Here is a 12,697-nt window from a genome sequence, read left to right as displayed (position 1 = left end):
CCGACGCTTACGGATTAAGGTGAAACCCGCGGGGTCCGTTTCAGCTTGTAAGAAATCGGCCTTCTGCTCAGCTTTTGCTGCTTCGCAGCAAGGAGGGCCGCTGGTCGGCCGCCGCCCATTGCGGGCCGTCGAACCAGGCGTCGCCGGCCAGGTAGGCGCGCAGCATCGCGAGGCCGTCGAAGCCCCAGAACAGGCGGCCGTCGACCACGCAGCTCGGCGTGCCGAACACGCCGGCCTGCAGGGCCTCGTCGGTGTTGCGCTTGAGCAGCGCCTTGTTCTCGTCGCCGTTCACGTCGCGCTTCGGTTCCAGCTGTGCTGCCAGCGCGGCCAGCCGCGTGGCATCGCCGGCTTCCTCGCCGCCGCGCCACACGTTGCGCAAGATGGTTTCGGCCACGAGGCGGCTGATGCTGCCGTCGTCCGAGGTCGACAGCGCGAGCCGCAGGTGCGGCAGCGGGTTGTACGGATGCGAGGCCGGCATCTCGATCGGGATGCCGTTCGCATGGCCGAGCCAGAGCACGTGACGGTAGGTCCAGCTGCGCTTGGCGGGAATCTCGGCCGGGCCGAGCTGGCCGTGGTGCTTGAGGATCGCGCCCAGCAGCACCGGCTTGTAGGCCACGCTGCAGCTCAGGCCCTCGAGCGCCTGGGGCAGGTGCTCGAACGCAAGGTGCGCGTAGGGCGAGATGAAGTCGAGGTAGAAGTCGATGTGCTTCATGCGTGGTTGTCTCCTGATGGCTCCGGGATGCGCCAGATGCCGGCCCGTGCCCGCAACTCTATCGCGCGCCATACGCTGCGCCGCGCGTCGTCATCCATCTTGCTCCAGCCGGCGATCTCGGGGATGGTGCGCAGGCACCCTTCGCAGAAGCCGCTCAGGCGGTCCATGCGGCAGACCGAGGTGCAGGGCGACGGCGCATCTTCGGCCGAGCGCTGCACGGCGGCGGCGCGTTCGGCCAGCGTTTGCGCGGTGTCGAAATTCACATCACACCACGTCGGCCACCGGCGCGCCGGTGAGCTTCTCGAGGTCTTGCGGGCGCAGTTGGAACACCGCATGCGGATGGCCCGCCGCGGCCCAGATCTCCTCGAAGCGGAACAGCTCGCGGTCGATCAGCACCACCGGCGGCGTGGCATGCGCCACGGGCGACACGCCGCCGATCGTGAAGCCGGTGCGCGCCTTCACGAACTCCGCATCGGCGCGGCCGGTCTTGCCGACCAGCACATCGACCTTCTTCTCGTCGACGCGCTTGTCGCCCGAGGTGATGACCAGCACTGCCGCGTCGTCGCTCTTGCGCCGGAAGACGATGCTCTTGGCGATCTGCCCGACCCCGATGCCGAGCGCGTCGGCCGCCTGCTGCGCGGTGCGGCAGGCGTCGTCGAGCATGCGCGGCGAATGGGGGTGGCCCGCGTCCTGCAGCACACGGGAAACGCGCTGCACGCCTTCGGGCAGTGAATGAAGTTCAGCGCCGCACATCAGATGCCTCCCGCTTTGTGTCGACGCTCATCATCCCGCCCTCTTGGTACGGATCGCCTTGGAGGCGCGCGAATTCGGCTCGCGCCCCAGCGCCTCGCTGATGTAGATGCCCGCGTCGATCAGCCTGTCCAGGTCGATGCCGGTCTCGATGCCCATGCCGTGCAGCATGTAGACCACGTCTTCGGTGGCGACGTTGCCGGTCGCGCCCTTGGCGTAGGGGCAGCCGCCCAGCCCGGCGGAGGACGACTGGAAATTCCAGACCCCCAGCTCCAGCGAGGCCAGCGTGTTGACCAGCGCCTGGCCGTAGGTGTCGTGGAAGTGGCCCGAGACGTGGTCCACGTCGAAGTGCGCCAGCGTGGCCTCGATGGCGGCCTTCACCTTGCGCGGCGTGCCCACGCCGATGGTGTCGGCCACGTCCACGCGCTGCACGCCGATGTCCTTCATCAGCTTCGCCAGCATGCCCACGCGCTCGGGCGCGATCTCGCCTTCGTACGGGCAGCCCACGGTGCACGACATGGCGCCGCGCACCGCGATGCCCTTGTCGCGCGCCGCGGCCACCACGGGTGCGAAGCGCTCGATGCTCTCGGCAATGGAGCAGTTGATGTTCTTCTGGCTGAAGGCCTCGCTCGCGGCGCCGAAGACCACGATCTCGTCGGGCCATTCCTCGCGCGGCGCGGCAATGGCGGCCTCGAAGCCCTTCATGTTGGGCGTGAGCACCGAATAGCGCACGCCGGGCTTGCGCTTTATGCCGTGCATCACGGAGGCAGCGTCGGCCATCTGCGGCACCCACTTGGGGCTCACGAAGCTGGTGACCTCGATCTCCTTCAGGCCGGCGTCCTGCAGGCGGTGCACGAGGCCGATCTTGATTTCGGCGGAGACCGGTTGCTTCTCGTTCTGCAGTCCGTCGCGCGGACCGACGTCGACGATCTGGACCTTGGCGGGGAGTTTCATGGGATGTCTCTGGGTTCGCTGGGGAAAGGAAAAAGCGTCCGTCAATTGTCGGCCGTCTGGCTCCGGCGTGCTCGGCGGTGCCTGCCGCAGGGGTTGCAATGCCTGCCAGCGGCGTTGCAGATCGTGCCAGCGCCGCGGTTCACGCCGTTTCGCGCTGCACGAAATCCGATGGCGGCTCGGCGGGCGCGGGCGCCTCCACCGCTTCCAGCGCATCCACCCGCGCGCCGTCCGGCCCGCTGCGGGCCCACGCGACCAGCGCATCGACCGCAGCGGCCGGGCCGCAGGCCAGCGCCTCCACGCTGCCGTCGCGGCGGTTGCGCACCCAGCCGCGCACGCCCAGGCGCCGCGCGGCCTGCACCATCGACCAGCGATAGCCCACGCCCTGCACCAGGCCGCGGACGACGAGATGGCGGGTGACGGCGGATGGATTCATGGCATGGGCAGCATCAGTACGACTTGGGCAGGCCGAGCGCCTTTTCCGCGATGAAGTTCAGGATCATCTGCGGACTGACCGGCGCAATGCGCGGAATGTAGCTCTCGCGCAGCAGCCGCTCGACATGGTATTCCTTCGCATAGCCCATACCGCCCAGCGTGAGAACCGCGTTCTGGCAGGCGTCGTGCGCCGCCTCGGCCGCCAGGTACTTGGCGGCGTTGGCCTCGATGCCGCAGGGCTCGCCCGCGTCGTACAGCGTGGCGGCCTTGAACACCATCAGGTCGGCCGCCTCGAGGTTGGCCCAGGCGCGTGCGAGCGGGTGCGCCACGCCCTGGTTCTGGCCGATCGGCCGGCCGAACACGACGCGCTCCTGCGCGTACTGCGAGGCGATGCGCAGCGCGGCGCGGCCGATGCCGATGGCCTCGGCCGCAATCAATATGCGCTCGGGGTTGAGCCCGTGCAGGATGTATTCGAAGCCGCGTCCTTCCTCGCCGATGCGGTCTTCCTCCGGCACTTCGAGGCCGTCGATGAAGAGCATGTTCGAGTCGACCGCCGCGCGGCCCAGCTTGTGGATCTCGCGCACTTCGACCTTGGTGCGGTCCAGCGGCGTGTAGAACAGCGTGAGGCCCTGCGTGGGCTTCTTCACCTGGCCGAGCGCCGTGGTGCGCGTGAGGATCAGCATGCGGTCGGCCACCTGCGCGGTCGAGATCCAGATCTTGCGGCCGTGCAGCAGGTAGCTGCCGTTCGGCTGGCGCACCGCCTGCGTCTTGAGGCTCGTCGTGTCGAGCCCCGCGTCGGGCTCAGTCACCGCGAAGCAGGCCTTCTCGGTGCCGGCGATCAGCGGCGGCAGGAAGCGCTGGCGCTGTGCCTCGCTGCCGAACACCACCACCGGGTTGAGCCCGAAGATGTTCATGTGCACCGACGATGCGCCCGACATGCCCGCGCCCGATGCGCTGATGGCGCGCATCATCAGCGCCGCCTCGGTGATGCCCAGGCCCGCGCCGCCCTGCGCCTCGGGCATCGCGATGCCGAGCCAGCCGCTGCCGGCCACGGCGCGGTGGAACTCGTGCGGGAACGCGGCGCGGTCGTCGTGGTCGCGCCAGTAGTCGACGGGGAAGTCTTCGCACAGCCGCTCGATGGCGGCCACCAGCGAGCGCTGGTCTTCGTTGAGGGAGAAGTTCATTCGTCGTTGTCCTTGGGTGGAGCCGGCTGCAGCGTGATGCCGCGCGCGAGCAGGCGGTCGATGGCTTCATCGCCATAGCCCGCTTCACGCAGCAGCTCGACGCTGTGCTCGCCGATGCGCGGTGCCATGCGGCGGATGGCCGCGGGCGTGGCGCTGTAGCGGCCGACCGGCGCCAGCGTGCGGATGCGGCCTTCGCTCGGATGGTCGAACTCGGGAAAGAAATCGACCGCGCGCAGGTGCGGGTCGCCGAGCAGGCTCTCGGTGCTGTGCAGCCGCGCGACCGGGATGTCGGCCGCTTCCAATGCGGCCATCCAGTCATCGCTGCTGCGCGTGGCCATCACTTCGGCCACGAACGCATAGACCGCGCCGATGTTCGCAGCGCGCGCCGTGTGCGTGCCGAACATCGGCGAAGCGCGCAGCTCGGGCCGGCCGATCAGGTCGAAGAAGGCCTGCCAGTGCTTGTCGTTGTAGATCAGCACGCTCAGGTAGCCGTCGGCCGTGGCGTAGGGCTTGCGGTGCGGCGCGAGCAGGCGCGCATAGCCGGTGGGGCCGAGCGGCGGCTCGAAGCTGTGGCCGCCGAGGTGGTCGCCCATCACGAACTGCGAGAGCGCCTCGAACATCGGCACCTCGACCGCCTGGCCGCGGCCCGTGCGCTGCGCGTGCAGCACGGCGGCGAGCAGCGCGATGGCGGCCTGCAGCCCCACGGCGCGGTCGGCCAGCGTGACGGGCGCGTAGCGCGGTGCGCCGCCGCTTTGCTGCGCGAACAACGAGGCCACGCCGGCCGCCCCCTGGATCAGGTCGTCGTAGGCGGGCTTGCCGGCATAGGGGCCTTCCTCGCCGTAGCCGAAGGCGCCGAGATAGACGATCTTCGGATTGGCCGCGGCCACGGCTTCGTAGCCGAGCCCGAGCCGTGCCATCGCCTGCGGGCGCGTGTTGTAGATCAGTGCATCGCAGTCCGCCGCGAGCCGCAGGCAGGCCTCCCGGCCTTCGGGCTGCTTGAGGTCGAGCACGATGGAGCGCTTGTTGCGGTTCAGGTGCATCGCCATCGCGCCCATGCCGGCGTGGCGCATCGGGCCGACGGCACGCAGGTTGTCGCCCGTGGGCGGCTCGACCTTGACGATATCGGCGCCGAGGTCGCCGAGCGTCTGCGTGGCGTAGGGGCCCATCACCACGGCCGTGAGGTCGAGGATGCGGATGCCCTGGAGTGGTCCAGCGGTGCTCATGTCTCTGCTCCTTCCCCTTCCGGGGGAAGGCTGGGATGGGGGCAGGCAGGGCGCGCGATGGCGGCGCTGCGAGCCCCCACCCCTGCCCTCCCCCGGAAGGGGAGGGAGAAATTCAGACTCGACTGCATGCTCATTCCGGTTGAATGCCGGCCGCCTGGATCAGCTTCTTCCACTTCGCCAGCTCCGCCACCGTGAACGCCCCCAGCTCCTCCGGCGTGCTGCCGAAGGCATCGAAGCCCAGCTTCGCCACCCGCTCGCGGAAGGCCGCGCCGTTCGCCATTTCCGACAGCACCTTGTTGAGCTTCAGCACCACGTCGCGCGGCGTGCCGGCCGGCGCGAACACGCCGTTCCACGAGGTGATGTCGAAGCCCTTGAGCTCTGGCGTATCGGCCAGCGGCGGCAGTTCCGGAAACAGCTTGGTGCGCTCCTGCGTGGTGACCGCGATCGCGCGCATCTTGCCGGCCTTCACCGTGGCGAGCCCCGCGGCGAGGTCGACCACCATCATCGACACCTGCCCGCCGATCAGGTCGGCAATCGCGGGCGGCGTGCTCTTGTAGGGCACGTGCAGCATCGGCACGCCGCTCATGCGCGAGAGCGTGGCACCACTCACGATGCCGGTGCTGTTGCCGCTCGCATAGGTCAGCTTGCCCGGATGCGCGCGGCCCCAGGCCAGCAGCTCGGCCACGCTCTTCACGGGCAGCTCGTTGTTGACCACCAGCATGAACGGCAGGTTGCCCATGCGACTCACGGGCGCGAAGTCCTTCACCGGGTCGTAGGGCAGCGACTTCATCAGGCTCGGGTTGGCCGAATGCGTGGTGTTGGTGGTCATGAAGAGCGTGTAGCCGTCGGGCGGCGCCTTGGCCACGAACTCGGCGGCGATCACGCCGTTGGCGCCCGCGCGGTTGTCCACGATGACCGAGGCCTTCAGCGCCTCGCCCAGCATCTGCGCCGTGATGCGCGCCACCGCGTCGGTGCCGCTGCCGGCCGCGAAAGGCACGATCAGCTTGATCGGCTGCTTCGGGTAGCCCTCCTGCGCAAAGGCCCAGGGCGCCGCGCCGGCCAGGCCTGCGGCGGCGCCGATGGAAATGAAACGGCGGCGGCTTGCCACCGCGACCGTGGTTGTCGCGTTCTTCGTCTGCATGGTTCTTGTCTCCGGGTGGTTGTCGTTCAGGGCCGGATCACGCGCTCCGGCGATTCCTCGTACGGCGGGCTGTAGATGACCAGCACGCGCACCGGCTCGTCGCTCACCACCGTGAAGGTGTGCATCGCGTCGGCCGGGAAAAAGCAGCTGTCACCGGGGTGCAGCTCCTGCCGCTGGCCGCCCACCTCGGCGACCGCGCGGCCTTCGAGCATGTAGCAGACCTGCTCGATGCCCGGGTGCGCATGCGGCAGCGCGCCCTTGCCCTTCTGGATGTGGCCGACCAGCACCTCCAGCTGCTTCGCGCCCACGGTCTCGGGGCCGATCAGGCGCTTGTTCAGGGTGCCGGTGTGGTTGGCCGGGTGGTAGCCGGCGATCTCGCTCTCGCGGACGAAGTAGCGTGGTGCAGTCATTGTTTTCATTCAGCCTTTGTGTTCGATGGCCAGGCAGGCGGAGCGCAGCATGGCGGCCACCTCGTCGATGCGCGGCTCCAGCCGGTAGCGCGGGCCCGCCACCGAGATCGCGTAGGCCTCGCCCCCGATGCGCAGCGGCCATGCGAGGCCGACGAGATCGGGGATGCTCTCGCCCAGGTTGCCGTACCAGCCGCGCGCGGGCGAGCGTTCGAGCTCCTGCTCGATGGCATCGGGTGTGGTCAGCGTGGCGTCGGTCAGCGCTGCCAACGGAGTGGCTGCCAGCAGCTTGCGGCGCGCCTCGGGCGCAAGCGTGGAGAGCAGCGCGCGGCCCATAGAATTGGCATAGGCCGGGCGGGTTTCGCCCGACTCGGCGGAATAGCGAATGCTCTGCGGCGCACTCAGCACTTCCAGATAGACGACCGTGCTCGGGTCGCGGAACTTGCCGAACAGCACGGTTTCGCGCGCACCGTCGCGCAGCTCTTCGAGCGCGGGCCGCGCGCGGTCGAGCACCGGGTCGTGGGCCGCGATGACCTGCGCCATCGCGAGCAGCCGGCCGGTCGGGTAGTAGCCCTGGCGGCGGCCGGTCTCATACATGTAGCCCTGCTCTTCCAGCGTGCGGATCAGCCCGAGGCAGCTGGACACCGGCATCTCGAGCAGCCGCGCCATTTCGGACAGCGCCAGCGGCTGCTTCTCCCGGGCAAAGAGCTCGACGATCTCGATCACGCGAAAAGCAGTTTTCACAACCATGAAGAAATTTTCGCGTATGTGAAAAACAAAAGCCTCAGGGTTTGCCCCTGGCTGCGCCTCCTTTCAGCGTCATCGCCGGTAACGCATGCCGTCGTCAGTAGCCCCGGACCGGATCGACCACGCCGCTGACCGGCAGGCCCTGTTCCATCGCGCGGATCTTTCCGGCGATCTGGGCGATGGACTCCTCGCGCAGCGTGCGCGCCGAGCCGTGCGGCGTGACGGTGATCTTCGGGTGCCGCCAGAAGGCGTGGTCGGCGGGCAGCGGCTCGACCTGGAACACGTCGAGCGTGGCGCCGGCCAGCTGGCCGGCATCGAGCATCGGGATCAGGTCGTCTTCCACCAGGTGCGCGCCGCGCGCGATGCTGATGAGATAGCCGCCCGGCCGCAGCCTGCCGAGGGTGTGGCGGTTGAGGATGCCGCGCGTGGCCTCGGTCAGCGGCAGCAGGTTGACCAGCACGCGCGTGGACGACAGGAACTCGTCGAACTGCGCTTCGCCGCTGAACACCTTCACGCCGTCGATCGCCTTGGGCGAACGGCTCCAGCCCAGCACCGGAAACTCGAACTGCGCCACGGCTTTCGCGACCCGCTCGCCAAGCACGCCCAGCCCCATGATGCCGACCGGAAAGTCGCGCCGCAGCTTCGGCTTGCGGTAGCTCCAGCGGCCTTCGCGCGCATCGGCTTCGTACACGTCGAACTCGCGGAAGTGCCGGATCAGCGTGTGGCACACGTATTCGGCCATCTGCACCGACATGCCGGCATCGTCGAGCCGCACGATGCGCGTGTGCGCCGGCACGCGCAGCTTGAGCAGCGCATCGACGCCCGCGCCGATGTTGAACAGGCCGCGCAGCCCGGGCTGCTCGTCGAGCAGTTGCTGGGGCGGCGCCCACACCACCGCATGGTCGGCCTGGGCGACGCCCGGCTTCCAGGCCTCGATCTGCGCATCGGGCAGTTCGGCCCGGAGGCCTTCGATCCACGGTTCGGGGCGGTTGTCGGTCAGGGAAACGATGATTTTCATGCGCCGGATCTTAGAGGCCCCGGCCCATCGATCCGATCGGCGGCTTGTCCCGCCAGGTGCCTTCTTCTATGCTCGTGCGCGACCATCCAGAACATCGACACACCCGGAGACCCCAGCATGATCAAAGTCAGCGTGATGTACCCCTACACCGAAGGCGCACGGTTCGACCACGCCTACTACCGCGACAAGCACATGCCGCTGTTGAAGGCGCGCATGGGCGATGCCTGCAGGTCGTACACCATCGACAAGGGACTGGCGGGCGGCGCACCCGGCGCACCGCCGGCCTATGTCGGCATGTGCCACGTGTTCTGCGATTCGGCCGAGGCCTTCCAGGCGGCCTTCGGCCCGCATGCCAAGGAGATCCTGGGCGACATCAAGAACTACACCGACATCGCGCCGGTGATGCAGATCAGCGAAGTGGTGGTGGGCTGACCGCCCGACTGCTCAAGCCGCCTTGATCCGGCGACGGCGCCACAGCAGCCGCAGCAGCCACGCCAGCGGCAAGCCAACGAGCAGCAGCCAAGGGAGCACCGCCGCCAGGAAGGTGATGAGCGTGCCCACGCTCTCGGCCAGCACCGAGCCCGCCTCGCGCAGCGCGCGCATCATGGGGTTGTAGCTGCGCCCGCCCTGCACCAGCACGCGCGCCGGCGTGAACTGGATCTGGACGTGCTGCTTGCTGGTCTGCTGCTCCAGCACCTTGCGCTGGGTGGCAATGGCATCGAGCTCGGCCTGCGTGTCGGACAGCGTGCGCTGGATGGCGAGCAGGTCGGCCATGGTGCGCTTGGTGGCCGTGTCGCGCAGCATCAGGCGCAGGCTGTCGCGGAACTCGACGCGGTTCCTGATGCGCGCCTCGACGTCGATCACCTCGGCGGTCTTGTCTTCGCTGGTGGTGTTTTGCGACACCACCCTGGCCACGCCGGCCAGGCCGCCCAGCAGCCTGTCGACATCGGCCGGCGCCACGCGCATTTCGAGCATCGCGCTGCCGGGCTGCTGCGGGGTCTCGCGCTGCAGCGTGGACGACAGCAGTTCGCACTGCAGCGTGCCGCACAGGTCGCGCACCTTGCCCCAGGCATCGGCCAGATGCTCGGGCGGGACTTCGACGTTCAGGTCCTGCCGCACCGCGAGAAAGCGCTGCAGCGGCGCGTCCGGGGCCCGATCGGAAGCGGTAGCGGCCACCGGCGCCGGCGCCGGCGGGGCCGCAGCTTCAAGCCGCGCGCTCTTCATCCCCATCGATCCACCGTAGGCCATTGCAGGCTCGGCGGCGGCCAAGGTCTCGTTGTCGCTTCTCTTGCAGCCCCCGAGCGACAGGGCGGCGGCCAGAACCAGCAGCAAAACGCCCGGGCGGTGAGCGAAAGTAGAAGAAGAAAAATGCGAACGCAGGTGCTTGCGGCAGGTCATAAAAGTCCCTTGAAGAAATGGCTACCGCAGCTGATACGGGCGAGCGCCCGAAACGGGGTTAGGCCGCCGCCGCAACCATTCGCAACAGTTCGTCGCCCTCGGCCACCTGCTCGCCGGGCGCGAACATCAGTTCTTCCACCGTGCCGTCGGCCGGCGCCGCGATGGTGTGCTCCATCTTCATGGCCTCCATCACTGCGAGCGGCTGGCCGCGGCTGACCTTGTCGCCGGCCTTGACCGCGAAGGACACGACCTTGCCGGGCATCGGCGCGGTAAGCCGGCCGGCTTCGGCATGGGTGTCGCCGGCATGGGCCAGGCGGTCGATCGCCATGATCTTCGTCGCGCCCTTCGACGCGAACACATGGGCCGTGGCGCCGTCCAGATGCACGTCCACGGTCTGCCGCGTGCCGGCGAACTCGACCTCGAACTCGCCCGACGGGAACTGGCCCACGACCAGCGGGCCCTGCACGCCGCCGGCTTCGAGCCAGAGGCTGCCGTCGCGTTTGTAGGCGAGCACAGCCGCATGCTCCGTGCCGCGGAACTCGAAGTCGAAGTGGCGCCGGTATTCGCCGTGCGAGCGCCAGCCGTCGCGCCGCTCGAACGGGTCGGGTGCACCGGCCGGCCGCTCGGTGATGAGCGTGCGCGTGATGGCGGCGGCCGCGGCCAGCGGCAGGCCCAGCGCTTCGCGATCGAATAGCACGGCGCGCTCGCGCTCGATCAGCGCGGTGTCGAGGTTCGCTTTCGAGAACGATTCGGTCGCAAGGATGCCGCGCAGGAACTGCACGTTGGTCGACACGCCCACGATCTGCACCTGCGCCAGCGCCGCATCGAGCCGCGCCAGCGCCTCGGCGCGCGTGCTGCCGTGCACGATCAGCTTGGCGATCATCGAATCGTAGAACGGAGAGATCTCGCCGCCCTCGCGCACGCCGTCGTCGATGCGCACGCGGCTGCGCTGGAACGCCGTTGCCTGCGGCTTGCGGTAGACGCGCAAGCTGCCCGTCGCAGGCAGGAAGTTGTTGTCGGGATTCTCGGCACAGATGCGCGCCTCGATCGCGTGGCCGTGGATCTGCAGCTCCTGCTGCTTCGCAGGCAGCGTCTCGCCCGAGGCCACGCGCAACTGCCATTCGACGAGATCGAGGCCCGTGATGGCTTCGGTCACGGGATGCTCCACCTGGAGACGCGTGTTCATCTCCATGAAGAAAAAATTCATCTCTCCGCCTTCGCGCTGCTCGACGATGAACTCGACCGTGCCGGCACCGACGTAGTTCACCGCGCGCGCCGCAGCCACCGCCGCCTCGCCCATTTGCTTGCGCATCGCGTCGGTCATGCCGGGCGCGGGCGCTTCCTCGAGCACCTTCTGGTGGCGCCGCTGCACCGAGCAGTCGCGCTCGAACAGGTAGACGTAGTTGCCGTGCGTGTCGCCGAACACCTGGATCTCGATGTGGCGCGGGCGCTGCACGTATTTCTCGATCAGCACCGCGTCGTCGCCGAAGCTGTTGATCGCCTCGCGCTGGCATGAAGCGAGCGCCGCGGCAAAGTCTTCGGCCCGGTCGACCGCGCGCATGCCCTTGCCGCCGCCGCCCGCGCTGGCCTTGATGAGCACCGGGTAGCCGATACGGTCGGCCTCGCGCTGCAGCAGCTGCGGGTTCTGGTCGTGGCCGTGGTAGCCCGGCACCAGCGGCACGCCGGCCTTCTCCATCAGCTGCTTCGATTCGGCCTTCAGGCCCATCGCCTTGATGGCCGATGGCGGCGGGCCGATGAAGACCAGGCCCGCGTCGGCGCAGGCCTGCGCGAACTCCTCGTTCTCGCTCAGGAAGCCGTAGCCCGGGTGCACCGCTTCGGCGCCCGTGGCCTTGGCGGCTTCGAGGATCTTTTCCCAGCGCAGGTAGCTGTCCTTGGGCGCGCTGCCGCCGAGGTGCACCGACTCGTCGCAGGCACGCACGTGGTTGGCATGCGCGTCGGCATCGGAGTACACGGCGACGGTGCGGATCGCCATGCGACGAGCAGTGGCCGCGACACGGCAAGCGATCTCGCCTCGGTTGGCAATGAGGATCTTCTTAAACATTCGGAGTGTCTCCCGGAGGATTCTTTTTCAGTTGGAATGCAGGCGCGACGCCCGGATCGGGCCGGCCGCTGAAGATGCGGGCCACGCGGACGAACAGCGCCTTGAGAAAGCGCCAGCTCTTGCGGATGAGCCAGACGCTGAGCACCAGCACGAAGACGAACAGCAGCAGGAAGACCAGCGGGTGCGCAACGGCAAGCCACAAGCCCGCGGGCACCATGCTGTCCTCGACCAGCGAGGCGCCCACGTTCGAAAACGGCTCGGGCGATGTGTTGATGGCCGCGCGCGTCGTGGCCTTGGCCGCATGCGCGGTGGCCGCGAAACCGCCGCCCACGAGCGCGGCCACGACGGCCATCGCACCATGGTCGGCACCGAACACGCTGGCCGCGAGCGCCGCGCCGGCCGGAATGCGGATGGCCGTGTGCACCACGTCCCACAGCGAGTCGAGGCCCGGAATCTTGTCGGCGAAGAACTCGATGAACACCATGAAGCCGCTGGCCGCGATGACCACCGGATGCGCGAGCAGCTGCAAGCCGCTGGGCAGCGGTACCCAGCCGAAATAGCCGGCCAGCCCCGTCAGCAGCACGACCAGGTACAGCCGCACCCCGCTGGCCCAGCCGATGGCCGCGGCCAGTGCGAGCAGCTGGGGCATGTCGAGCGCAGTCATCGCCT

Annotated in this window: 15 protein-coding genes; 1 reads left to right on the top strand and 14 read right to left on the bottom strand. The window is 68.7% G+C overall.

Features of this window, described 5'->3' with window-relative positions; translation table 11 throughout:
* Positions 1 to 67: 67 nt before the first annotated feature.
* The 11 genes from IB278_RS00240 to IB278_RS00190 form a co-directional block, all read right to left on the bottom strand.
* Entirely contained in the window at positions 68 to 712 is a 645-nt protein-coding gene (locus IB278_RS00240; RefSeq protein ID WP_145739970.1) for a 2-hydroxychromene-2-carboxylate isomerase, read from the bottom strand.
* Positions 709 to 975 (bottom strand): DUF1289 domain-containing protein, encoded by a 267-nt coding sequence (locus IB278_RS00235; RefSeq protein WP_145739968.1) that lies wholly within the window; start codon positions 973 to 975, stop codon positions 709 to 711. The genes IB278_RS00240 and IB278_RS00235 overlap by 4 nt, the downstream gene beginning before the upstream one ends.
* 1 nt (position 976) lies before the next feature.
* Positions 977 to 1,465 (bottom strand): YbaK/EbsC family protein, encoded by a 489-nt coding sequence (locus tag IB278_RS00230; RefSeq protein ID WP_145739966.1) that lies wholly within the window; start codon positions 1,463 to 1,465, stop codon positions 977 to 979.
* Positions 1,466 to 1,495: 30 nt separating this feature from the next.
* The gene (locus IB278_RS00225) at positions 1,496 to 2,416 is read right to left on the bottom strand and encodes a hydroxymethylglutaryl-CoA lyase (protein ID WP_192322352.1); all 921 of its coding nucleotides are present in this window, start codon (positions 2,414 to 2,416) and stop codon (positions 1,496 to 1,498) included.
* A 139-nt stretch (positions 2,417 to 2,555) separates the two neighbouring features.
* Positions 2,556 to 2,849, bottom strand: a complete 294-nt coding sequence (locus IB278_RS00220; RefSeq protein WP_145739963.1) for an acylphosphatase — start codon at positions 2,847 to 2,849, stop codon at positions 2,556 to 2,558.
* Positions 2,850 to 2,862: 13 nt separating this feature from the next.
* Positions 2,863 to 4,032: an acyl-CoA dehydrogenase family protein gene (locus IB278_RS00215; protein ID WP_145739961.1), complete on the bottom strand. Its 1,170-nt coding sequence runs from the start codon at positions 4,030 to 4,032 to the stop codon at positions 2,863 to 2,865.
* Entirely contained in the window at positions 4,029 to 5,255 is a 1,227-nt protein-coding gene (locus IB278_RS00210) for a CaiB/BaiF CoA transferase family protein (RefSeq protein WP_192322351.1), read from the bottom strand. Before IB278_RS00210 ends, IB278_RS00215 begins: the two co-directional genes overlap by 4 nt.
* A gap of 130 nt (positions 5,256 to 5,385) precedes the next feature.
* A complete protein-coding gene (locus IB278_RS00205) occupies positions 5,386 to 6,396 on the bottom strand; it encodes a Bug family tripartite tricarboxylate transporter substrate binding protein (RefSeq protein WP_192322350.1) in 1,011 nt (336 codons plus the stop codon).
* A gap of 26 nt (positions 6,397 to 6,422) precedes the next feature.
* Positions 6,423 to 6,806: a cupin domain-containing protein gene (locus tag IB278_RS00200; RefSeq protein ID WP_192322349.1), complete on the bottom strand. Its 384-nt coding sequence runs from the start codon at positions 6,804 to 6,806 to the stop codon at positions 6,423 to 6,425.
* A gap of 9 nt (positions 6,807 to 6,815) precedes the next feature.
* Complete coding sequence (locus IB278_RS00195; protein ID WP_192322348.1) at positions 6,816 to 7,553, bottom strand: IclR family transcriptional regulator; 738 nt, start codon at positions 7,551 to 7,553, stop codon at positions 6,816 to 6,818.
* Positions 7,554 to 7,647: 94 nt separating this feature from the next.
* The gene (locus IB278_RS00190; protein WP_192322347.1) at positions 7,648 to 8,568 is read right to left on the bottom strand and encodes a 2-hydroxyacid dehydrogenase; all 921 of its coding nucleotides are present in this window, start codon (positions 8,566 to 8,568) and stop codon (positions 7,648 to 7,650) included.
* 117 nt (positions 8,569 to 8,685) lie between these two features.
* Here IB278_RS00190 and IB278_RS00185 point away from each other — a divergent pair, with 117 nt between their 5' ends.
* Positions 8,686 to 9,000, top strand: coding sequence for an EthD family reductase (locus IB278_RS00185; protein ID WP_145739952.1), 315 nt, complete (start codon positions 8,686 to 8,688; stop codon positions 8,998 to 9,000).
* Between the two features lie 12 nt (positions 9,001 to 9,012).
* Here IB278_RS00185 and IB278_RS00180 read toward each other — a convergent pair whose 3' ends face one another.
* The 3 genes from IB278_RS00180 to IB278_RS00170 are packed head-to-tail and all read right to left on the bottom strand — an operon-like array spanning position 9,013 to position 12,692.
* On the bottom strand, positions 9,013 to 9,966 hold the full coding sequence (locus IB278_RS00180; protein WP_192322346.1) for a DUF4349 domain-containing protein: 954 nt from the start codon (positions 9,964 to 9,966) through the stop codon (positions 9,013 to 9,015).
* A gap of 58 nt (positions 9,967 to 10,024) precedes the next feature.
* Positions 10,025 to 12,028, bottom strand: coding sequence for an acetyl/propionyl/methylcrotonyl-CoA carboxylase subunit alpha (locus IB278_RS00175; RefSeq protein WP_192322345.1), 2,004 nt, complete (start codon positions 12,026 to 12,028; stop codon positions 10,025 to 10,027).
* Positions 12,021 to 12,692 (bottom strand): DUF4126 domain-containing protein, encoded by a 672-nt coding sequence (locus tag IB278_RS00170; RefSeq protein WP_145739947.1) that lies wholly within the window; start codon positions 12,690 to 12,692, stop codon positions 12,021 to 12,023. Before IB278_RS00170 ends, IB278_RS00175 begins: the two co-directional genes overlap by 8 nt.
* Positions 12,693 to 12,697 lie beyond the last annotated feature (5 nt).

It is taken from the genome of Variovorax sp. VRV01 (genome assembly GCF_014852545.1).
Lineage (GTDB): Bacteria > Pseudomonadota > Gammaproteobacteria > Burkholderiales > Burkholderiaceae_C > Variovorax > Variovorax beijingensis_A.
Note: the sequence above shows the minus strand (reverse complement) of the source record. Positions and strands in the feature narration are given on the sequence as shown.